Here is a 20,003-nt window from a genome sequence, read left to right as displayed (position 1 = left end):
GGCGAGGCATGCCTCGTGCCGGGTGCGGTGGCGGCACCGGGAGGCCGGAACCGGCCCGGTGCGGGGAACGGGCGGAACCCGGCACCCGAAGGAGACCCGCAATGCCGCATCCCCGCGATGTCATCGTCCTCGGTCTCGGCGGCATGGGCAGTGCCGCCGCCTACCACCTGGCCGCCCGCGGCCACCGCGTCCTGGGGCTGGAGCGCTTCGGTCCCGCGCACCACCGCGGCTCCAGCCACGGCGGTTCCCGCATCGTGCGGCAGTCCTACTTCGAGGACCCCGCCTACGTCCCGCTGCTGCTGCGCTCCTACGAGCTCTTCGCGAAGCTGGAGCACGACACCGGCCGCAGCATCGCCACGCTGTGCGGCGGCGTGATGGTCGGCCGTCCCGAGAGCCGCACGGTCTCCGGCAGCCTGCGCTCGGCCAGGCAGTGGGACCTCCCGCACGAGATGCTGGACGCCGCCGAGGTGCGGCGCCGCTTCCCGACCCTGACACCGGCGGACGACGAGGTCGCGCTGTACGAGGCGCGCGCCGGATTCGTCCGCCCCGAGTCGACCGTCGCGGCGCACCTCCAGCTCGCCCAGCAGGCCGGAGCCGACCTGCGGTTCGAGGAGCCGGTCACCCGCTGGGAGGTGCTGCCGGGCGGCAGGGGCGTACGCGTCCACACGACGGACGACGTCTACAGCGCCGGGCACCTGGTGGTGTGCCCCGGCGCGTGGGCGCCCGGCCTGCTGGCCGGTCTCGGTGCGCACTTCACCGTCGAGCGGCAGGTCATGTACTGGTTCCGGCCGCGCGGCGGCAGTGCGCCGTTCGCGCCGGAGCGGCACCCCGTCTATGTGTGGGAGGACGCCGAAGGGGTGCAGATCTACGGGTTCCCCGCGATCGAGGGCCCGGACGGCGGGGCGAAGGCAGCCTTCTTCCGCAAGGGCTCGCCGTGCGACCCGGAGACCGTCGAGCGCACCGTGACCGAGGCGGAGAGCGCGGCCATGGCTGCACAGTTGCGGCCCCGCCTCCCCCAGCTGCCCGGCTCCCTGCGCAAGGCCGTCACCTGCATGTACACCACCACTCCCGACGAGCACTTCGTGCTGGCCCGGCACCCGCTGCACCCGGAGGCGGTGACGGTCGCCTGCGGATTCTCCGGACACGGCTTCAAGTTCGTCCCCGTGGTCGGCGAGATCGTCGCCGACCTGGCACTCAACGGCACCACCGAGCACCCGATCACGCTGTTCGACGCGCGCAGGGAAGCCCTGCGGGCCCCGCATCGCCGCCTCGCCACTCCCGAGGGAGAGACCACGCCATGACGACCGCTGTCAGCAGCCTGCTGGCCACCCTGCCAGGGGACCGCTACACCGATCCGGAGAATTTCCGGCGCGAGCAGGAGCGCATCTTCGAGACCGCGTGGTTCTGCGCGGTCCGCTCGGCCGACCTCGACAAGCCCGGCGCCTACCGCACCGTCCAGGTGGGCCGGGAGAGCGTGCTGATCACCCGGAACCGCCGGGGCGGGCTGCGGGCCTTCCTCAACGTGTGCCGGCACCGCGGGGCACGGCTGTGCACGGAGCAGGAGGGCCAGGTGCGGCGCAGCCTGCAGTGCCCGTACCACGCCTGGACCTACGACCTGGACGGTGCGCTGACGGCGGCGCCCAATCTGACCCGGATGCCGGACGTGGACCGCGCCTCCTACGGACTGCACACGGTGGAGCTGCGCGAATGGCTGGGGTACGCGTGGGTGTGCCTGGCCGCCGAGCCGCCGTCGTTCGAGGAGACGGTCATGGACGGGGTCGCCGAGCGGCTGGGCGGCGACGAGGTGATCGGGCACTACGGGATCGACTCGCTGGCACTGGGCCGCCGCCGCAGGTACGACGTCGCGGCCAACTGGAAGCTGATCGTCGAGAACTTCATGGAGTGCTACCACTGCGCCACCATTCATCCCGAACTGACAGAGGTGCTGCCCGAGTTCGCCGACGGATTCGCCGCCCAGTACTACACCGGGCACGGGCCCGCGTTCGCGGACGGGGCCGCGGGGTTCACCGTGGACGGCGGTGCCGGCTTCGCGCGGCTGCCGGGCGTACCGGACACGCACGACCGCCGCTACTACGCGCTCACCATCCGGCCGCAGGTGTTCGTCAACCTGGTGCCCGACCATGTGATCGTGCACCGGATGTTCCCGCTGGCGCAGGACCGCACGGTCGTCGAGTGCGACTGGCTGTACGCGCCGGAGGTGGTCGCGAGCGGCGCGGACGTCTCGCACTCCGTGGAACTCTTCCACCGGGTCAACCTCCAGGACTTCGACGCCTGCGAACGCACCCAGCCCGCCATGGCCTCCCGCGCCTACCGGAAGGGCGGGGTGCTGGTCCCCAGCGAGCACCACATCGGGGACTTCCACACCTGGGTGACCGGGCAGCTCGCCGACCCGGGCTGAGCCGCGGCCCGGGAGCGTGATGGGGTGGGGCGCATGGACAGCGCGCCCCACCCCTCCCCCGCCCGTGCCCTGGCCTGCGCACGGCTCGTCGTCTTCGACTGCGACGGGGTGCTGGTGGACACCGAGCGGATCGGGCCGGAGGTCGTGGCGGCGATGGCGACCGAGGCGGGGTGGCCGCTGACGCCCGCCGACGTGCTGGAGAAGTTCCTGGGCACCCCCGAGCCGTATCTGCTGGCGCAGGTGCGCGCACACGCCGCCCGACCCGTGGACGACGGCTGGCTCGTGGAGTACCGGGCCCGGGTGGCCGCCGCGTTCGAGGCGGCGCCCCACACGATGCCGGGCGTCGGTGAGTTGCTCGACGCGCTGGACACGCGGGGCCTGCCGTACTGCGTGGCCAGCAGCGGCAGCCATCCCCGGATCCGCCACTCGCTGACCGCGACCGGGCTGTGGGGCCGCTTCGCGGGCCGGGTCTTCAGCGCGGACGACGTGCGCGAGGGCAAGCCCGCTCCCGACCTGTTCCGGCACGCGGCCGCCGTCTGCGGCGTCCCGGCCGCGGAGTGCCTGGTGATCGAGGACAGTCCGGCCGGGGTCCGCGCGGCGCGCGCGGCCGGCATGCCGGTGCTGGGCTACACCGGCGGGCCCACCCCGGCCGGCTGGCTGGCGGACGCGGATGCCGGCACCGTCGCGGACCTGCGGGAACTCCTGCGCACCGACCCGGTGTAGGCGTCATGTAGGCGTCGTACAGGTGTGGTGCAGGCGTTCCGCGCCCGCTGTCGGCCCGGCGTAGGCGGTCTGTCGGCCGCGGCGCGGAGGCTGGGGGTTGCCCCGGAGCGCTGGGAGGAGGAACTCCCGGGCCCGGTACGGAAGGAGAACCCCATGGCATCCGACACCACGGCAGGCAAGCGCGTTCTGATCTCCGGTGCGAGCGTGGCAGGGCCCGCGCTGGCCCACTGGCTGGACCGCTACGGCTTCCACGTGACGGTGGTCGAACGTGCTCCCGGGCTCCGCCCCGGCGGCCAGGCGATCGACGTCCGCGGGACCGCGATCGAGGTGGCCGCACGGATGGGCGTCCTGGAGGAGTTGCGGGAGCACGCGACCGACCTGCGCGGCATGTCCGTGCTGGACGTGGACGGCAACGAGACGTACAGCACCACCGAGGCCACCGCCAGCGGCGGCCGGCTGGACCGCGACGACATCGAGATCCTCCGCGACGACCTCGCCCGCATCCTGGTGGGGGCCGGCGGCCCCGGCGTCGAGTACCTCTTCGACGACTCGATAGCCGCGCTCGACGAGCGCCCGGAGGAGATCCGGGTGCGCTTCGCCGGTGGCCGCGAGCGCGCTTTCGACATCGTCGTCGGCGCGGACGGCATCCACTCGCACACCCGCTCCCTGGTCTTCGGCCCGGAGGAGCGCCACCTGCGCCCCATGGCGGGGCATCTGGGCGTATGGACGGCCCCGAACGTGCTGGACCTGGACCGCTGGCAGCTCGCCTATCTGACCGGGGACCCGGAGGCCTGGGGCTGTCTGGCGATGAGCGTGCGCAAGAACGCGGAACTGCGCGTCTACGTCGGGCTGGGCGGGGTGGACCGCACGGACCGGGAGCTGCGCGATCCGCAGGCCCAGAAGCGGCTGATCGCCGAACGCTACGCGCAGGTGGGCTGGGAGGTGCCCCGCCTGCTGGAGTACATGTGGGAGGCGCCCGACTTCCACTTCGACGGCGGCGCCCAGGTTCATCTGGACTCCTGGTCCAGCGGCCGGGTGGTGCTGCTGGGCGACGCAGGCTACTGCGGCTCGCCCGCCTCCGGGCAGGGCACCAGCATGGCGATGGTCGGCGCGTATGTACTGGCCGGGCAGCTGAAGGCCGCGGACGGCGACCACCGCGCGGCCTTCGCCGCGTACGAGCGCGAGTTGCGCGACTGGGTCGGCGCCAACCAGGCACTGGCGCACCGGTCGGCCGGGAGCGGGGAGGACGGCACCGTACAGGAGGCGGCCGAGGCCCCCAAGGACGCCTCCGAGGTGCTCGACCTGAGTGACGAATTCTACGCCGTCACGGACGGCTTCGCCCTGCGCGACTACTGACGGCCGGCACCGCCGCCCCGCCGGCCGCCTCCGTCGGCGGGGCGGCCGGCGGCCCGCTCCCGGCCCGGGGCCGGCGCCCGAGGCCGACGCTCAGTCCAGCGCCGCGCGCAGCCGGGTGCGGTCCTGCGGCGACATGTGCGGACCGTAGCTGTCGAAGAGCGCCTGGCGACCCAGGCGCGCGGCGCGGGCACCGTCCCGGCTGCCGAGGGCCTCGACGACGAGGCGGTGGTGGCGGGTCGAGCGGTGCATCCGGCCGGCCGCACCCCCCGCGTCCCGGGCGTGCCGCAGCGTGTGCTCGATGGCGTCCACGACGGCGTCGTGAACGGCGCGGGCGCACAGTGCGAGCAACGCGTTGCCGCCGGCCTCGGCGACGACCCGGTGGAATCCGGCGTCCGCCTGGCTGAAGGCGTGCGTGTCGGGCGGCGTGCTGCCGCTGTCGGCAGCCTGCGCACAGTCGGCCATCCGGTCCACCAGTTCGGTCAGCCGCCGCAGGTCGTCGTCGGTGTGCAGCCGCGCCGCGAGGCGGTAGCTCTCCGCGTCCAGCACCATCCGGAACTGGATCAGTTCGGCGGGCCCGGACAGATGGGACCGGGCGAGCCGTCCGAGGGCGTGGCTGAGAGTGTCGGGTGAGACGCCCAGCACCTCGGCGCCCAGCGGATCGCCGGGCCGGGAGCGGATCAGGCCCGCGGACTGGAGGACGCGCAGCGCTTCGCGGATGGTGGAGCGGCCCACCTCGAACTGGCGCACCAGTTCGCGTTCCGCGGGCAGCCGGGAGCCGGGCGGCAGCTGCCCGGCGAGGATGCGTTCCTCGATCTGCTCGGCGACGCGCTGGTAGGCGCGCACCGGGCGCACCGGCTGGAATCCGGTCCGACCAGGGGGATCGACCGACATCGGCACCCTCTCTCACGCTCCTGCGAGCTCTCGACGGGCTCGTGGCGGGCTGCTTGCACTGCCACGTGTGCTGATCCTGTGCCGCCCCGGCCTACCCCTTGACCGCAGCCGGGGCACCCGAGCAGAGTACGGACGATCAACTGGTCTGACCAGTCGCCTGGTTCCAGTGGACGGAGTCGGGCGGCGGGGACAGGGACTTGGAGGTTCCATGCATTCCGGTCCCGGCGAACAGCCGTGGGATTGCCTGCTCGACACCGAGGCGGCCATCGCCTTCACCCAGGAACTGGTGCGGCTGCGCACCGTCAACTCCGAGGGCGCCGAGGCCGTCGAGAGGCCGGCCGCCGACCTGGTCGCCGAACTGTTCACGCGGTTCGGCTGGGAGCACACCGTCACGGAGGTGGCCCCGGGCCGCCCGAACGTGATCGCGACCGTCGAGGGCGGCGGGGGCCCGGGGCCCACGCTGATGTTCGAGGGGCATACCGACGTCGTGACCGAGGGCGACCCCGCCGACTGGAGCGTGGACCCCTACGGCGCCGAGATCCGCGACGGCCGGATGTGGGGCCGCGGTACGGCCGACATGAAGTCCGGAGTGGCGGCGATGATCTACGGGGTGCGGGCACTCCAGCAGGCGGGCCCCTTCCCGGGGCGGATCGTGCTGGGCGTCATGGCCGACGAGGAGGGCATGATGCTCGGCGCCAAGGCGTTCGCGGCCTCCCCGGCGGCCGGCGAGGTGGACGGGGTCGTCGTCTGCGAGCCGGAGGGGTACGAGGTGTGCACCTCGGCCCGCGGCGGGATCCGGCTGCGGCTCGATCTGACGGGCGTGATGGCGCACGGTGCGATGCCGCAGGAGGGCCGCAGCCCGATCGAGGCCGGAGCCCGGATCGTGGAGGCGCTCGGCACCGTGCGGGAGTGGGCCGCCGTACGCTTCGGCAGCCATCCGCACGCCGGTTCCGTGACGGTCACCCCCACCGTGCTGCTGGGCGGCGACCCGGACCAGCTCAACGTCATCCCGGCGCACGGTGTGGTCGGGGTGGATGTACGGACGATCCCCGGCACCGACCACGGGGAGCTGATCGAGCGGGTGCGCACGACGGCGGAGCAGACGGCCGCGCCTTTCGGGGTTGCCGTGCGGCAGACCGTCGTGGACGACCGGCCCGCGGTCGAGATACCCGAGGACCATCCCGTGGTGCAGGGGTTGGTGGCCGCCCACACCCGGGTGCACGGCAGCGCACCGGCGTTCGGCGCGGTGCCCGGCACCACCGACGGCACCATCCTCACCCGGGACGCCGGACTGCCCACCGTGGTCTACGGACCGGGCGGCAAGTGGATCGCGCACCGGAAGGACGAGTTCGTGGAGGTGAGCGAGATCGGCGAGTACGCCCGTGTCTACGCCGCAGCCGCCCACCACTTCCTCACCCGGCCCACCGCGCCCGCACCGGAGGGGGGTGCGGCGGCGTGACGCTGTGGCAGACCAAGGAGTTCCCCGACGGGCTGCCGATCGGCGAGAGCTGGGTGGCCGCCGCGGACCAGCAGATCGTGACGTTCCCGTACGACGGGAGTCCGGTGGCACCGGCTCCGGTCGGATCCGTGGCCCAGGCCGGGCAGGCCGTCCGGCACGCCGCCGCGCTGCGCCGCGAGGTCGCCAAGCTCCCCACCCGCACCCGCCGGGCGGTGCTCGGCCGGGTGGCCGACGCACTCGAGGGGGTCGCGCAGGGCATGGAGGACCTGCTGGTCCTGGAGACCGGCAAGCCGCGCCCCGACTGCCGTACGGAGGTGACCCGGGCGGTGGCCACCTGGCGGGCGGCGGCCGACGAGGTGGCGCACGTCCACGGCGAGACGGTGCCGCTGGACGGGCTGCCGTCCGGGGACGGGATGACGGGTTTCTGGACGCGGCGGCCGATCGGGGTGGTCGTCGGGATCGCCGGGTTCAACTACCCGATGATGCTGGCCACCCACAAGATCGCACCCGCGCTGGCGGCCGGCTGCCCGGTGATCGTCAAACCGGCACCGGCGACCCCGCTGGCCACGCTGTGGCTGGTGAACCTGGTGCGCGAGCGGCTGCTGGCCGAGGGCGCCCCGGCGGGCGCGGTGCAACTGGTCACCGGGGACGCGGCCGTGGGACGTACCCTGACCACGCACGAGGCCGTCGCCGCGGTCTCCTTCACCGGCTCGGCGGCGGTCGGCCACCGCATCGCGAAGGACGCGGCGCCCCGCAAGGTAGTGCTGGAACTCGGCTCCAACGCCGCGCTGGTCGTGGCAGCGGACGCCGATCTGGACGCGGCGGCCGAGGCGGTGGTGCGCGGCGGCTACTACGCCTCCGGGCAGGCGTGCATCGCCGTCCAGCGGGTGATCGTCGAGGCTCCGGTGGCGGCCGCACTGGAGCGGCGGATCGCGGCGCGGCTGGCGACCGTACCGGTCGGCGATCCGCGCGCGGAGGACACCCGGGTGGCCACGCTGATCGACGAGGCCGCGACGGAACGGGTACTGACGTGGCTGGAGGACGCCTGCGAGGCGGGTGCGCGGCTGGTAGCGGGCGGCGAGCGGGTGGGCCGCTGTCTGACTCCGGCGCTGCTGGCCGAGGTGCCGGACGGTCAGTCCGCCTGGGACGAGGAGATCTTCGGTCCGGTCGTCTGCCTGCGGTCGGTTCCGGACCTGGACGCGGCCTTCACCGCGGTCGACGCGAGCCGCTACGGGCTGCACGCCGCCGTCTTCACCCAGCGTCTCGATGTCGCCTTCCGCGCGTTGGACGAACTGGACGTCGGCGGCGTGGTGATCAACGAGGTGCCCGGATACCGCTGCGACGTGGCGCCCTACGGCGGCGTCAAGGACTCCGGCATCGGGCGTGAGGGCCCCCGGTTCGCGATCGAGGAGCTGACAGTGACGAAGATGGCGGTGATCAGGCCGTGAGCGCCGATCCGGAGAGCGGCCGGGGTGCCGAGGTGGACTACGGACGGCTGTTCCGGCTCGACGGGCGGCGGACCGCCGTGGTCGGCGGCGCGAGCGGTATCGGCCGGGAGGCGGTACGCGCCCTGGTGGCGCACGGCGCCGAGGTCGTGGTGGCCGACCGGGACGAGGCCGGGGCCGAGGAGACCGCGCGGCTGGCCGGTTCCGGCGCCCGCCCGTATCCGCTCGACGTACTGGACGAGGAGGCGCTGACCCGGGCCGCGGCCGCATGGGGCCCGCTGGACGGGCTCGTGGTGACGGTCGGCGTCAACGTCCGCAAGCGGATCGCCGACTACACGGTGTCCGAGTTCGAGCGGGTGGTCGCGCTCAATCTGCGGGCGCACTTCTCGCTGATTCGGGCCTGTGCCCCGGCGATGGCCGGGCGCGGCGCCGGCTCGGTCGTCTCCCTCGCCTCCATGCGGGCCTTCCAGGTGGAGCCCGGCCAGGGGGTGTACGCGGCGGCCAAGGCCGGCCTGGTCCAACTGCTGCGGACGGCTGCCGCGGAGTGGGGCCCGCAGGGTGTGCGGTTCAACGCGGTCGCACCCGGCGTGGTGCGCACCCCGCTCACCGACCAGATCGCCGCCGACGCCGAGTGGTTCGACGCCTACGCGCGGGCCTCCGCGCTGCAGCGCTGGGCACGGGCCGACGAGATCGCGGGCGCCGTGGTCTACCTGCTCTCGGACGCCGCCACGTTCGTGACCGGCAGCGTGCTGACCGTCGACGGCGGGTGGACCGCCGTCGACGGCCGGTACGACCCGGCAGTGTGACCCCCGTGCCGTTACCAGCCGTCCTCCGAGGAGCACTCCGCAATGTCCGAGCACCACCCCGTCCCCGATCAGGAGGACCCCCTCGCGGGCCTCCCCCGAACCGGAGCCAGGCGCCCTGCGCTGTGGCTGCTGCTGATCCCCGCCGTCCTCTACTGCGCCGCCCCGCTGGTGGCGAACCGCATCGAACCCCGCGTGGCGGGGCTGCCGTTCCTGCTGTTCTGGATCGTCGCGGCCACGGTGGTCAGCCCCCTGGTGATCTGGGCGGTCTCGCGGCTCGACCCGGCCTTCGCCAAGGGTGCGGTCGAGCCCCTTCCGGTCGACGACGAGGGAGGGCACCCGCGATGAGCGGATCAGCCGCGATCGCCACGACGCTCTTCGGCCTCGCCATGGCCGCGACCCTCGCCATCGGGGTGCTCAGCGCCCGGGGGCGGGACAAGGGGATGGCCGAGTGGTCGGTCTCCAGCCGGGGCCTGGGCGTGCTGTTCATCTGGCTGCTGATGGCCGGCGAGACCTACACCAGCTTCTCCTTTCTCGGCACGGCCGGCTGGTCCTACTCGTTCGGTGTGCCGATCCTCTATCTGGTCGCCTATCTGACCACCGGCTTCGCCGTGGCGTACGTCGTGGGCCCGGCACTGTGGACGTACGCGAGCCGGCATGGGCTGCTGTCCATAGCCGACATGGCCGAACACCGCTTCCGCTCCCGGCCCGTGGGCATACTGGTGGCGGTCACCGCGACCGTCTTCATCGTCCCCTACGTGCAGGTGCAGATCCAGGGCATGGGCGTGGTGGTGAACGCCATGACCTACGGCAGCGTCGATCTGCACGTCGCCGCCGTGGTCTCCTTCGTCGTCGCGGAGGCGTTCATCCTGGTCTCGGGGCTGCGCGGTTCCGCGTGGGTGAGCGTGCTCAAGGACGTGCTCGTCATCGTGGCGGTGGTCTTCCTCGCGGTGTGGGTACCGCTGCACTACCTGGACGGATACGGCGACCTCATGACGCGGATGGTGCAGGAGAAGCCGGAGTGGCTGACGTTCCCGGGACATGAGTCGGGCGGGCTGAACGGCACCTGGTTCGTCTCCACGCTGCTGCTCAACGCGGTGACGATCTCCATCTTCCCCACCACCGTCGCCGGCTACCTCAGCGCCAGGAGCCCGAACGCGCTGCGCCGCAACGCCCTGCTGCTGCCCTGGTACCAGCTGCTGCTGTTCATCCCGATGATGGTCGGCGCCGTCGCACTGTTCGCGCTTCCCACGCTCGACAACCCGGACCTGGCGCTGTTCCGGCTGGTGACCGACTCGCTTCCGGCGCCGGTCGTCGCGGTGATCGGCGTGGCCGGGGCACTGTCGGCCATCGTGCCGATGAGCGTGTTCATGCTGGCGATCGGCACCCTGTGCGGGCGCACCCTGCTCGGCGGCGGCAACGGCTCGGACCCGCGAAGCCGCGCCCACCGGAACCGGACTGCGGGCAAGACAGGCGAGGAGCCGGGCAGTGCGCAGGACGTGCGGACCAAGCGGCTGTCCCAACTGGTGTGCTTCCTGGCCGGACTCGTGGCCCTGCTGGGCGCGCTCTTCTTCCCGAACACCCTGGTGCAGCTGTCGGTCCTCTCCTACGAGGGGCTGGCCCAGCTGGTGCCGCTGGCCCTGCTCTCGCTGTTCTGGCGGCGCCTGACCGCGGCGGCGGGAGTCGCGGGCACCCTGGTGGGGCTCGGGATGGTGCTGCTGCTGTGGTGGACTGACAACGACCCCTGGCACGGAATCAACGGCGGGCTCGTGGGCCTGGCGGCCAACCTGCTGGTGGCCGCCGCCCTCACCCACGCCCGGCCGTCGGCTTCCACGACCGCGCGGCCGCCCGGCCCGGCACAGCAGCCCGGACAGGACCCGTCGGCCCGGGGAGAGACGGTGTGAACGCGCGGCGCGGAGGCGGGACGCGCGCTGCCCGTTCCCGGCGGTGGCCGACCGGGGCTACTCCTTCGCCGAGCCGGTGAGCATCCCTTGGATGAAGCGGCGCTGCAGCAGCAGATAGACCGCGACGACGGGCAGCGCGATCAGGGTCGCCGCGGCGGCCAGCAGCGCGGTGTCCGAGGAGTGCTGCCCCTGGAAGAAGGCGAGCCCCAGCGGCACCGTGCGGTGCGCCTCGTCGCTCACCATCACCAGGGCCATGAGGAACTCGTTCCAGGTCCACATGAACACGATGACGGTCAGCGTGGAGAAGGCGGGCCGCCCCATGGGGACCAGGATGCGCGTCAGGGTCGACCAGTGGGTGGCGCCGTCGATCCGCGCGGCCTCCAGCAGCGAGCGCGGCGTGTTGCGGAAGTAGGTCCGCATCCAGAAGACGCCGAAGGCCAGGGACTGCGCGGTCTGCGGCAGGATCAGCCCCCAGTAGGTGTCGGTCAGGCCCCAGTGCCGCAGATCGAAGTAGAGCGGCACGATCACCGCCTCCTGCGGCAGGGTGAGCCCCACGACGAAGAGGTAGAACAGCCCGTTGGAACCGGGGAAGCGCATGGTGCCGAAGGCGTAGGCGGCGAGGGTGGCCAGCACGGTGGTGGCGGCCACCACGGCGACGGCCACCAGTACGGAGTTGAACAGGTAGCTGCCGAAGTGGCCACGGGTCCAGGCGTCGGCGAAGTTGTGCCAGTTGAGGCCGTCCGGCAGGGCGAAGCCGGTCTTCAGCGAGTCCTGGCGGGCCAGCGCCGTGGAGAGGATTCCGGCGACGGGGGTCAGCGCGATCAGCGCGAACAGGGCCAGGATGCCGTAGGTGACGCCGCGTTCGGTGCGGGAAGTGTTCATCGGCTGCGGCCCTCCACGAACCTGGTGACCACCATGGTCAGCGCGAAGATCACGGCGGTGAGAGTGATGCCCATGGCCGAGGCCGAGCCGACCTCGCCGCTCTCGAAGGCGCGGCGGTAGACCTCGTAGGAGGGCACGGAGGTGGCGTTGCCCGGGCCGCCACTGGTGGTGATGTAGATCAGGTCGAAGTTGCGCAGCGCCGCCACCAGGGTGAGCGTGAGCGCGACGGCCACCTCGGCGCGCAGCCCGGGCAGGGTGACGGTGACGAATTCCCGTACCGGTCCGGCGCCGTCGATCCGGGCCGCCTCGTACAGTTCCCGCGGTATGCGCTGGGCCCCGGCGAGGAAGAGCACCAGACACAGCCCGGTCTCCACCCAGGTGCCGATGGTGCCGACGGCGGGCAGCGCCCAGGTGCCGTCGCCGAGCCAGGACCGGGCCAGCCCGTCCAGGCCCAGGGCGCCGAGCGTGTCGTTCAGCAGCCCGTCGGGTGCCAGCACCGCACGCCAGGCGACGCCGACGACGACCATCGCCAGCACCTGCGGCAGGAACAGCACAGTGCGGAAGAAGGTCATGCCGCGGATCCGGAAGCGGGTGAGTGCGGCCGTCAGCAGCAGTCCGATGGCCACCGGGAGTGCCGCGTAGAAGAGCAGCAGCACCGCGGCGTGTGCGAAGGGTGCGCGCAGTTCGGGGTCGGTGAGCAGATCCCGGTAGTTGTCCAGCCCCGCCCAGCTCGCACGGGTCAGCCCATCCCAGTGCAGCAACGACAGCCAGCCGGTCTGGGCGAGCGGCCAGAGCAGGAACACGCCGAAGACCGCGAGTGCGGGCAGGACGTAGAGGTAGCCCACGGCCCGCGGCTCGCCGGGTGCCCGGCGGCGGTAGCGGGCCGTGCGCGGGCCCGGCACCGCGGCGGCCCGCCGGGCGCCGGCCTCCCGGCCGGTGAGAGGACTCATTCTGAGTCACCGCCGTCCCCGCCGTCGCTGTGCTGCTGGGCGCGGAATTCCGCGTACTCCTTCTGCGTCCGCTCGGCGAACTCGTCCGGGCCGAGGTCGCCGCTGAGGACGCCCTGGAGGTCGGCGGAGAGCGTGTCGTAGAAGGTGGGGGTGGTGTAGTCGAGGTAGGGCACCAGCCCGTCGGCGGCGTTCAGCTGCTCCCAGCCGGCCACCATCTGGCCGTTCGGGGAGTCCGGGTCGAGCTTCCCGGCCGACTTTCCGGGCACCACCGGCAGCACGCCCTCCTCGGTCATCACCTTCGCGGCGTGTGCGTCGGTGAGGAAGTCGAGGTAGGCGGCGGCGACCTGGGGATGGTCGGACTTGGAGGTGATGGACCACGGCAGCCCCTCGCCTCCGGTGGTGACCGGCTGCTTCCCGGCTGCCGGCGGCGGTGGCATGAAGCCGAGGTCGTCGCCCATGGGCTCGCGCAGGTCGGCCAGTTGCCAGGTGCCGGTGATCAGGAAGGCGCCCTTGCCGTCGGCGAACTGCTTGGCCGCGTCGTCGTATCCCTTGCCGTTGGCCCCCTTGGGGAAGTAGCCCTTCTTCGCCCAGTCGGCGAGGGTACGGGCGGCGGTGCGGGTGGCGTCGGTGTCGAAGCCGCCGCCTCGGCCGAAGACCGTCTCGCGCACCGGCTCGGCGTTCCCGGCCGCCTGCCCCTGGAGGACGCCGAAGGTGTGGATTGCGGGGTACTTGTCGAGGTTGCCGAACTGCACCGGCAATTCGCCGGCCTGCTTGAGCTTCGGCAGTGCGGCGGTGAGGTCCTGCCAGGTCCTCGGCGGCTCGATGTCCGCCTTCCGGAGCACCTTCTTGTTGTAGTAGACCCCGATGTATTCGCCTTCCTGCGAGATCCCGTACAGCTGACCGGTGCCGAACCGCTTGCCGTCGGGCGCCACCCGGTTGAGGTTGAGCAGCGTCTGCGGGAAGCGGGTGTTCCAGCTGTAGAGACCCGCGTAGCTGTCCAGCGGGGTGAGCATCCCGGCGCGGGCGAAGGCGACCATGTCCGCGTAGCCCTGGTTGGCCTGGACGACGTCGGGCGGGTTGTCGCCGCTCAGAGCGAGCTTGAGGGTCTTCTTCAGATCGTTGAAGCTGCGGGCCACCCGCTTGATGGTGACGTTGGGGTACTTCGTCTCGAACTCCTTGTTGAGGCGCTCGATCTCGGCGTTGGTGCCGCCCCGGGTCTGCTGGTCCCACACCGTGAGGGTGACCTTCCCGGCCTTGCCCGGGTCGGGTGTGGCGGTCACCGCGGCGCCCCCGGTACCCGCCGCTCCCGACCCGTCGGTGCCGGGTACGCAGGCGGCGGCCAGCAGCAGGCCGGCCAGCGCGCCGAGGGCGGTGCAGGGCCGGCGCAGCCGTCCTCGTCCGTGGTGCCGGTGCGCGTTCATCGTCGTACGCCCTCCTTGGTGCTGCGCGCGGTTGCGGCCGCGCGGGCCCGTGCCTTTCCGGTTCACGACCGGAATCCGATGGTGGGGGTGGCGCGCAGCAGGGGCCATTCGCCGTTGCCGCCGGGGAGCAGGTCGTCCAGGAAGCCGTAGCGCCGCATCACCTCCTGGCTCTGGCCGCCGATCCGGCGCGCGTACTGCCACCAGGCCGCGACCTCGCTCCACCCCGGCGCCGAGAGAGAGCCGCCGAAGTGCTGGACGGAGAGTGCGGCGGTCAGGTTGGCGAACGCCAGCCGGTCGGCGAGCGGCCAGCCGGCCAGGGTCCCGGTGGTGAAGCCGGCCATGAACACGTCCCCGGCGCCGGTGGGGTCGAGCGCCTCGACGCTCAGTGCGGGCACGTCGGCGAATTCGCCGGTGGTCCCGTCGACGGCCACCGCGCCGCCGGCTCCCTTGGTGACCACCGCGACGGGCACCAGCTCGGCCAGCGTGCGCACGGCCGCCTCCGGGGTGTCGGTGCGGGTGTAGTGCAGGGCCTCGGTGGCGTTGGGCAGGAACGCGTGGCACAGCGACAGGTCGGCCAGGGTGTCCGGGTCCCAGGCGCCGGTCTCGTCCCAGCCGGTGTCGGCGAAGATGAGGCTGCCCTCGGTGTGGGCCTGCCGCACCCAGTCCCCCACCCGGCCCGGCGACAGCGAGGTGACGCAGGCCCGGGACGCCGGGCGCGCGGCGACGCTGACGCACGGTTTGGGCGCCTCGTGACCGTGGCTGACCATGGTGCGTTCGCCCTCGTAGGCCATGGAGACGGTGACCGGGGAGTGCCAGCCCTTGGCGCGGTGCGAGGGGGCCAGGTCGATGCCCTCGCTGCCGGAGAGCGCCTCCCAGCAGTAGTCGCCGTACATGTCGTCGCCGAAGGCCGCGGCCAGCGCGGTGCGCAGCCCGAGCCTGCGCAGCGCGGTCGCCATGTTGGCGACTCCGCCCGGGCTGGAGCCCATGCCGCCGGCCCAGGTCTCGGTGCCGCGCACGGGGGCGTGGTCGAGGCCGGTGAGGACGATGTCGAGGAAGACCGTGCCGGTGAGGAACACATCGGTCTGCGGGCCCTCCTCCGTGCGGAGGCCGGCCAGCGGGTCCAACCAGCTCCCGGTCGGTGCTGGTTGGGCACTCCCAGTGGTACTCAAGGCCGCTCGCCCCTCTCATCTATGGCCAAAACTCAGCGTTTACGTGACTGATTTGAGCGACACCATGCACTCCCCCTCGGCAGAATGCAATAGGTCAGTCACAGTCGCGCAAAGACGCTCAGTCGCGCTAAGGTGCTGCGCATGTTGCGCGAAACCCGGCACGAGAAGCTGCTGCGGATCCTCCGCGAGGAGGGGGTGCTGCCCGTCGTCGAGATCGCCCGGCGGCTCCAGGTCAGCGAGGCCACGGCACGCCGGGACGTGTCCGACCTCTCCGACTCCGGACGGCTGCGGCGGGTGTACGGCGGCGCCATCGCCCGGGAACCGGTCGAACGCCCCTTCGCGGAGGAGGAGGTGGACGACCTCCCCGCCAAGGAAGCCGTCGCCGCGGGCGCCGCGGAGCTGATCAGCAACGGGGAGACGGTGCTGCTCGACATCGGCACCACCACCCTGCAGCTCGCACGGCTGCTGCACGGCCGGAAGATCACCGTCGTCACCTCCAACCTCGCCGTCTACGAGGAGCTGCGCTCCGACCCGGAGGTGACACTCGTGCTGCTCGGCGGCGAGGTGCGGCGCAACTACCGCTCGCTGGTCGGCCAGATCACCCGGGCCGCGCTCCGCGAGATCTACGCGGACCGGGTCTTCCTCGGCACCAGCGGGGTACTGGCCGACGGCCGGGTACTGGACACCACCGAGGTCGAGGTCCCGGTGAAACGGGCCATGCTGGGCTCGGCCCGCCAGGCCGTGCTGCTGGCCACCCCGCGCAAGTTCCCCGGCACCGGCAGCGCCCGCGTCTGCCAGGCAGGCGACATCGACATGCTGATCACCGGCCAGGAGTCCGATCCGGCCGCCCTCGCCGCGTTCCGCGAGGCCGAAGTGGAGGTAGTAGAGGTATGACGGGAATGACAGCAGCACCGGACCTCACTGGCGCGGCCGGCCTGCGGCTCACCGTGCTCGGCGGGGGCGGATTCCGGGTCCCGCTGGTCCACCGCGCGCTGCTGGACGACGCGCAGGACCCCGACACGGCGGGGCGCTGCACCGAACTCGTCCTCCACGACACCGACCCCGGCCGGCTGCGCGCCATCGGCGCCGTGCTGGCCGAGCAGGCGGCCGGGCATCCGGGGCCGGCACCCGCGGTGCGCACCACGACCGACCTCGACGAGGCCCTGCGCGGCGCCGACTTCGTCTTCAGCGCCATCCGCGTCGGCGGCCTCGCCGGACGGGTACGGGACGAGCAGTATCCGCTGGCCGAGGGGCTGCTGGGCCAGGAGACCGTCGGCGCGGGCGGAGTGCTCTACGGACTGCGCACGGTCCCGGTGGCCATCCACATCGCCGAACGGGTGGCCGCGCTCGCCCCGCAGGCGTGGGTCATCAACTTCACCAACCCGGCGGGCATGGTCACCGAGGCGATGAGCCGGGTGCTGGGCGACCGCGTCATCGGCATCTGCGACTCCCCCGTCGGGCTCTGCCGCCGCGCCGCGCGGGCCGCCGGCGCCGACCCCGACCGCGCCGACTTCGACTACGTGGGCCTCAACCACCTCGGCTGGCTGCGCCGCATCGTGGTCGACGGCACCGACCGGATGCCCGCACTGCTGGAGAACGCCCCGGCCCTGGAGTCGTTCGAGGAGGGCAAGCTCTTCGGCACCGAGTGGCTGCAGGCCCTGGGCGCGCTGCCCAACGAATACCTGCACTACTACTACCACCACCGGGAGGCCCTCACCGCGATCCGCGCTGCGGACGCCACCCGGGGGGAGTTCCTCGCCCGGCAGCAGCAGGGCTTCTACGCCGAGCTCTCCGGCGGCGGCGACGGAGCCTTCCGGTCGTGGGAGGAGACACGCCGCGAACGCGAGGAGACCTACATGGCCGAGAGCCGTGAGGCGTCCGGCGGTTGGCAGCGCGAGAGCTGCGACCTGGAGGGCGGCGGCTACGACCGGGTCGCGCTGGCCCTGATGCGGGCCATCGCGCGGAACAGGCGCACCACGCTGATCCTCAACGTCCGCAACCGCGGCGCCGTGCCCGGCCTCGACTCCGACGCGGTGGTCGAGGTGCCGTGCCTGGTCGACTCCGGCGGTGCCCGCCCGCTGGCCACCGGCCCGGTCGCCGCCGACCAGTTGGGGCTGATGCTCCAGCTCAAGGCCGTCGAACGCGCCACCGTCGAGGCCGCGACCCGCGGCTCGCACCGGGCCGCGCTCCGCGCCCTGGCCCTGCACCCGCTGGTCGACTCGGTCCACGCGGCCGAGCGCGTCCTGGAGACGGCGCGCCCGCTGGAGGCGCCGGAAGGCTCAGCGGGGTGAGCAGAGGCGGTCCCCCTGGGTGAGCTGAGCTCCTCCGCGCTCCGGTGAGCCGGCGGCCCGGGCGGCATCACCGGTGCGGCTCGTCCCCGAGTCCTCCGCAGTCTCTCCTCTTCTGTTCCACCCACCGAACAGCTCCCTCCCCACTAGGCTCACGACTCGGGACGTGGGGGAACACTCGACCGTCGACACAGAGGAGCAGAAGGTGCGCGGGACAGTCGCGGGAGCGACCTTAGTCATGGTGTGCGCGTTGGTGACGGGCTGCGGCGGGGGCTCGGACGACGGGGCGGCGGACAGCGGCGGCGCCTCCGCCGCGGCGGAACCGAAGCAGACGTGGGGCCCGCCGGAGACCCACCGGGTCACCCTCCGGGTGGAGGGCTCGGGCTCCTCGCAGATCGGCTGGGCGGCAGGCGACAGCCACTTCGAGACGGCGACGCTGCCCTGGAAGCACGAGGACCAGGTCATTCTCGAGGGGGCCGAGTTGAAGAACGGCGTACAGCTGTATGTCACGCCGCAGGCCGTCAAGGGCGCGGACGGCAGTTTCGTCTTCCCGGCCTGCGTTCTGGAGGTCGACGGCAAGACCGTCGACAAGAACGCCGGCGGCGAGAGTTCACAGGGCTGCAAGTACACGCTCAAGGGCTCCTGAGGGATCCGCCGGCCGGCGGCCGATGACCGGGCCGCCGGCCGGTGGGCCGCTACCCGGAGCGGGCCGCCCGGCCGCGGCCCGCGGGGCAACGCGCCGCGCGTGCGGTGCCCGAGGCCCGCCTGGCCGTGGCGTGCCGGGGATGCGCGGGGCAGTGCTGGGCCCGGTGCTTCTTGGCGCGGGCCCGCAGCGCCCGGACGCGCGCGTGGTGGTCGGCGTCGCTGACGACGGCCAGCAGGCCGCCCACGATGGCGGTGTTCTTGCCGAAGTGGATCCGGTGGGCGGCGCGCTGCCCGGGATCGTCCTGCTCCCAGAACGGGTGCCCGGCCAGGGTCGTGGGCAGCAGCGAGCCGGCCAGCGCCAGCGCCGCGGTCCGCGGCACACGTCCGGTGGCCAGCAACGCGCCCGCCACCACCTGGACCGCGGCGTTCACCCGGACCAGCGTCACGTCGTCGCCGGGCAGCGGAACCTTCTCGCGCAGCCGCTCCAGGAAGGGCGCCGCCAGTTCGGCCGGCGGCTCCGGCCGGCTCAGCGTCCCCACTCCCGCGTTGACGAAGAACACGCCCAGAAGCGGGCGGGAGACCAGTTGCAGTGGCGTCATACAGGATCCTCGGGTGCGCGGGCGGCCGGAGCGACGGCGGCGGTGCCGTCACCGCCATGGCACGCGCCTCCCGGCCGCCCCGCAACCCGGAGCCCGCCGTCCGGTGCACGGCACGTACCGGCGCCCCGCGGTGCCGGGCGCTCAACCGCTCACCCGGACGGCGGCGGAGGCGGTGCGGCCCGGCGCGCCGGGGCGGAGGGTGGCGGCATCGGGCACCGAGCGGGAGGTCGTGCGGATGAGCGGCGAGTTCGACGGCAAGGCCGCGCTGGTCACCGGCGCCGCCTCCGGGATCGGGTTGGCCGTGGCACGCCGGCTCGCGCGGGAAGGCGCCCGGGTCGTGGTCGCGGACCACGACGAGGACGGCGCCCAGCTCGCGGCGGGCGAGCTGGAGACGACGGGTGCGACCGCGGAGGCGCTGGTCGTCGATGTCACCGACCCGGATTCGGCGCGGGAGGCCGTGCGCTTCACGACCGGGACCTTCGGCGCGCTCGACCTGGTGGTGAACAACGCGGGCGTGGGCGGCCCCTCGATGCCCACCGGCGAGTACGAGATCACCGCCTGGGACCGGGTCATCGCCACCGACCTCAGCGGAGTCTTCTACGGGCTGCGGTACCAGCTTCCGGTCATGGCCGCCGCGGGCGGCGGGGCCGTCGTCAACATGGCCTCCATCCTGGGCACCAACGGTTTCGCGGGCAGCCCCGCCTATGTGGCCGCCAAGCACGGCGTGGTGGGACTGACCAAGACGGCAGCCCTCGAATACGCCGACAAGGGCGTGCGGATCAACGCCGTCGGGCCCGGATTCATCGACACGCCCCTGCTACGCGAGACGGACAACCCGATGCGCGAGCGCCTCGTCTCGCTGCATCCGCAGGGCCGGCTGGGCACCGCGGAGGAGGTCGCGGAGCTGACGGCGTTCCTGCTCTCCGACCGCGCCTCCTTCGTCCAGGGCAGCTACCACCTGGTGGACGGCGGGTACGCGGCGCAGTGACACCGCCGACGGCGCCGTCTGCGGCTCCGGGGCCGCCTCTCGCGCGAGGCGACGGACAGAG

Annotated in this window: 19 protein-coding genes; 13 read left to right on the top strand and 6 right to left on the bottom strand. The window is 73.0% G+C overall.

The window, feature by feature from the left end:
• The first annotated feature begins 101 nt into the window (after nt 1-101).
• The 4 genes from solA to ACFYMO_RS02750 all read left to right on the top strand — a co-directional run bounded on the left by solA (nt 102) and on the right by ACFYMO_RS02750 (nt 4,498).
• The gene (gene solA, locus ACFYMO_RS02765) at nt 102-1,301 is read left to right on the top strand and encodes an N-methyl-L-tryptophan oxidase (protein ID WP_366770421.1); all 1,200 of its coding nucleotides are present in this window, start codon (nt 102-104) and stop codon (nt 1,299-1,301) included.
• Entirely contained in the window at nt 1,298-2,419 is a 1,122-nt protein-coding gene (locus ACFYMO_RS02760; RefSeq protein ID WP_366770422.1) for an aromatic ring-hydroxylating dioxygenase subunit alpha, read from the top strand. Before solA ends, ACFYMO_RS02760 begins: the two co-directional genes overlap by 4 nt.
• Before the next feature lie 33 nt (nt 2,420-2,452).
• A complete protein-coding gene (locus tag ACFYMO_RS02755; protein WP_366770423.1) occupies nt 2,453-3,142 on the top strand; it encodes an HAD-IA family hydrolase in 690 nt (229 codons plus the stop codon).
• Nucleotides 3,143-3,295: 153 nt separating this feature from the next.
• Nucleotides 3,296-4,498, top strand: coding sequence for an FAD-dependent monooxygenase (locus ACFYMO_RS02750; protein WP_366770424.1), 1,203 nt, complete (start codon nt 3,296-3,298; stop codon nt 4,496-4,498).
• Nucleotides 4,499-4,588: 90 nt separating this feature from the next.
• On the opposite strand, the gene ACFYMO_RS02745 is transcribed toward ACFYMO_RS02750, so the two are convergent.
• The gene (locus ACFYMO_RS02745; RefSeq protein ID WP_366770425.1) at nt 4,589-5,389 is read right to left on the bottom strand and encodes a FadR/GntR family transcriptional regulator; all 801 of its coding nucleotides are present in this window, start codon (nt 5,387-5,389) and stop codon (nt 4,589-4,591) included.
• A gap of 208 nt (nt 5,390-5,597) precedes the next feature.
• Between ACFYMO_RS02745 and ACFYMO_RS02740 the strand changes: the two genes are divergently transcribed.
• From ACFYMO_RS02740 to ACFYMO_RS02720, 5 genes are read left to right on the top strand one after another with little or no spacing between them, the layout of a single operon-like run.
• Nucleotides 5,598-6,848, top strand: coding sequence for a M20 family metallopeptidase (locus tag ACFYMO_RS02740; protein WP_366770426.1), 1,251 nt, complete (start codon nt 5,598-5,600; stop codon nt 6,846-6,848).
• Nucleotides 6,845-8,296 (top strand): aldehyde dehydrogenase family protein, encoded by a 1,452-nt coding sequence (locus ACFYMO_RS02735; RefSeq protein ID WP_388543645.1) that lies wholly within the window; start codon nt 6,845-6,847, stop codon nt 8,294-8,296. The genes ACFYMO_RS02740 and ACFYMO_RS02735 overlap by 4 nt, the downstream gene beginning before the upstream one ends.
• Entirely contained in the window at nt 8,293-9,099 is an 807-nt protein-coding gene (locus ACFYMO_RS02730) for an SDR family NAD(P)-dependent oxidoreductase (protein ID WP_388543644.1), read from the top strand. Before ACFYMO_RS02735 ends, ACFYMO_RS02730 begins: the two co-directional genes overlap by 4 nt.
• A gap of 42 nt (nt 9,100-9,141) precedes the next feature.
• Nucleotides 9,142-9,444, top strand: coding sequence for a DUF3311 domain-containing protein (locus ACFYMO_RS02725; protein ID WP_388543642.1), 303 nt, complete (start codon nt 9,142-9,144; stop codon nt 9,442-9,444).
• Nucleotides 9,441-11,000, top strand: a complete 1,560-nt coding sequence (locus ACFYMO_RS02720; RefSeq protein ID WP_366770430.1) for a sodium:solute symporter family protein — start codon at nt 9,441-9,443, stop codon at nt 10,998-11,000. Before ACFYMO_RS02725 ends, ACFYMO_RS02720 begins: the two co-directional genes overlap by 4 nt.
• Before the next feature lie 57 nt (nt 11,001-11,057).
• Here ACFYMO_RS02720 and ACFYMO_RS02715 read toward each other — a convergent pair whose 3' ends face one another.
• The 4 genes from ACFYMO_RS02715 to ACFYMO_RS02700 all read right to left on the bottom strand — a co-directional run bounded on the left by ACFYMO_RS02715 (nt 11,058) and on the right by ACFYMO_RS02700 (nt 15,422).
• Nucleotides 11,058-11,882: a carbohydrate ABC transporter permease gene (locus ACFYMO_RS02715; RefSeq protein ID WP_366770431.1), complete on the bottom strand. Its 825-nt coding sequence runs from the start codon at nt 11,880-11,882 to the stop codon at nt 11,058-11,060.
• Nucleotides 11,879-12,832 (bottom strand): sugar ABC transporter permease, encoded by a 954-nt coding sequence (locus ACFYMO_RS02710; RefSeq protein ID WP_366770432.1) that lies wholly within the window; start codon nt 12,830-12,832, stop codon nt 11,879-11,881. The genes ACFYMO_RS02715 and ACFYMO_RS02710 overlap by 4 nt, the downstream gene beginning before the upstream one ends.
• A complete protein-coding gene (locus ACFYMO_RS02705) occupies nt 12,829-14,253 on the bottom strand; it encodes an ABC transporter substrate-binding protein (RefSeq protein ID WP_388543640.1) in 1,425 nt (474 codons plus the stop codon). The genes ACFYMO_RS02710 and ACFYMO_RS02705 overlap by 4 nt, the downstream gene beginning before the upstream one ends.
• Before the next feature lie 62 nt (nt 14,254-14,315).
• Complete coding sequence (locus ACFYMO_RS02700; RefSeq protein WP_366770434.1) at nt 14,316-15,422, bottom strand: PfkB family carbohydrate kinase; 1,107 nt, start codon at nt 15,420-15,422, stop codon at nt 14,316-14,318.
• Between the two features lie 141 nt (nt 15,423-15,563).
• Here ACFYMO_RS02700 and ACFYMO_RS02695 point away from each other — a divergent pair, with 141 nt between their 5' ends.
• The 3 genes from ACFYMO_RS02695 (at nt 15,564) to ACFYMO_RS02685 (ending at nt 18,356) form a co-directional block, all read left to right on the top strand.
• Nucleotides 15,564-16,316 (top strand): DeoR/GlpR family DNA-binding transcription regulator, encoded by a 753-nt coding sequence (locus tag ACFYMO_RS02695; protein WP_366770435.1) that lies wholly within the window; start codon nt 15,564-15,566, stop codon nt 16,314-16,316.
• Nucleotides 16,317-16,321: 5 nt separating this feature from the next.
• Complete coding sequence (locus ACFYMO_RS02690; protein WP_366770436.1) at nt 16,322-17,713, top strand: 6-phospho-beta-glucosidase; 1,392 nt, start codon at nt 16,322-16,324, stop codon at nt 17,711-17,713.
• A gap of 235 nt (nt 17,714-17,948) precedes the next feature.
• Nucleotides 17,949-18,356, top strand: a complete 408-nt coding sequence (locus ACFYMO_RS02685) for a hypothetical protein (RefSeq protein ID WP_388543638.1) — start codon at nt 17,949-17,951, stop codon at nt 18,354-18,356.
• A 49-nt stretch (nt 18,357-18,405) separates the two neighbouring features.
• On the opposite strand, the gene ACFYMO_RS02680 is transcribed toward ACFYMO_RS02685, so the two are convergent.
• Nucleotides 18,406-18,954 carry a DoxX family protein gene (locus tag ACFYMO_RS02680; RefSeq protein WP_366770438.1) on the bottom strand — a complete coding sequence of 183 codons (549 nt, stop codon included), beginning with the start codon at nt 18,952-18,954 and terminating at the stop codon, nt 18,406-18,408.
• Nucleotides 18,955-19,189: 235 nt separating this feature from the next.
• On the opposite strand from ACFYMO_RS02680, the gene ACFYMO_RS02675 reads away from it, so the two are divergent.
• Nucleotides 19,190-19,942, top strand: a complete 753-nt coding sequence (locus ACFYMO_RS02675) for an SDR family NAD(P)-dependent oxidoreductase (RefSeq protein WP_366770439.1) — start codon at nt 19,190-19,192, stop codon at nt 19,940-19,942.
• The last annotated feature ends 61 nt before the right edge of the window (nt 19,943-20,003 follow it).

It is taken from the genome of Streptomyces sp. NPDC007025 (assembly GCF_042869455.1).
In the GTDB taxonomy this organism is placed as follows: Bacteria; Actinomycetota; Actinomycetes; order Streptomycetales; family Streptomycetaceae; genus Streptomyces.
The sequence above is the reverse complement of the archived record's forward strand: the minus strand, read 5'-3'. Positions and strand labels throughout refer to the sequence as shown.

Bases quoted from the DNA above. Each gene is read 5' to 3' on its own strand.
- solA (WP_366770421.1), top strand. From the start codon at position 102: ATGCCGCATCCCCGCGATGTCATCGTCCTCGGTCTCGGCGGCATGGGC.
- ACFYMO_RS02760 (WP_366770422.1), top strand. From the start codon at position 1,298: ATGACGACCGCTGTCAGCAGCCTGCTGGCCACCCTGCCAGGGGACCGC.
- ACFYMO_RS02755 (WP_366770423.1), top strand. From the start codon at position 2,453: ATGGACAGCGCGCCCCACCCCTCCCCCGCCCGTGCCCTGGCCTGCGCA.
- ACFYMO_RS02750 (WP_366770424.1), top strand. From the start codon at position 3,296: ATGGCATCCGACACCACGGCAGGCAAGCGCGTTCTGATCTCCGGTGCG.
- ACFYMO_RS02745 (WP_366770425.1), bottom strand. From the start codon at position 5,389: ATGTCGGTCGATCCCCCTGGTCGGACCGGATTCCAGCCGGTGCGCCCG.
- ACFYMO_RS02740 (WP_366770426.1), top strand. From the start codon at position 5,598: ATGCATTCCGGTCCCGGCGAACAGCCGTGGGATTGCCTGCTCGACACC.
- ACFYMO_RS02725 (WP_388543642.1), top strand. From the start codon at position 9,142: ATGTCCGAGCACCACCCCGTCCCCGATCAGGAGGACCCCCTCGCGGGC.
- ACFYMO_RS02720 (WP_366770430.1), top strand. From the start codon at position 9,441: ATGAGCGGATCAGCCGCGATCGCCACGACGCTCTTCGGCCTCGCCATG.
- ACFYMO_RS02715 (WP_366770431.1), bottom strand. From the start codon at position 11,882: ATGAACACTTCCCGCACCGAACGCGGCGTCACCTACGGCATCCTGGCC.
- ACFYMO_RS02710 (WP_366770432.1), bottom strand. From the start codon at position 12,832: ATGAGTCCTCTCACCGGCCGGGAGGCCGGCGCCCGGCGGGCCGCCGCG.
- ACFYMO_RS02705 (WP_388543640.1), bottom strand. From the start codon at position 14,253: ATGAACGCGCACCGGCACCACGGACGAGGACGGCTGCGCCGGCCCTGC.
- ACFYMO_RS02695 (WP_366770435.1), top strand. From the start codon at position 15,564: ATGTTGCGCGAAACCCGGCACGAGAAGCTGCTGCGGATCCTCCGCGAG.
- ACFYMO_RS02690 (WP_366770436.1), top strand. From the start codon at position 16,322: ATGACAGCAGCACCGGACCTCACTGGCGCGGCCGGCCTGCGGCTCACC.
- ACFYMO_RS02685 (WP_388543638.1), top strand. From the start codon at position 17,949: ATGGTGTGCGCGTTGGTGACGGGCTGCGGCGGGGGCTCGGACGACGGG.
- ACFYMO_RS02680 (WP_366770438.1), bottom strand. From the start codon at position 18,954: ATGACGCCACTGCAACTGGTCTCCCGCCCGCTTCTGGGCGTGTTCTTC.
- ACFYMO_RS02675 (WP_366770439.1), top strand. From the start codon at position 19,190: ATGAGCGGCGAGTTCGACGGCAAGGCCGCGCTGGTCACCGGCGCCGCC.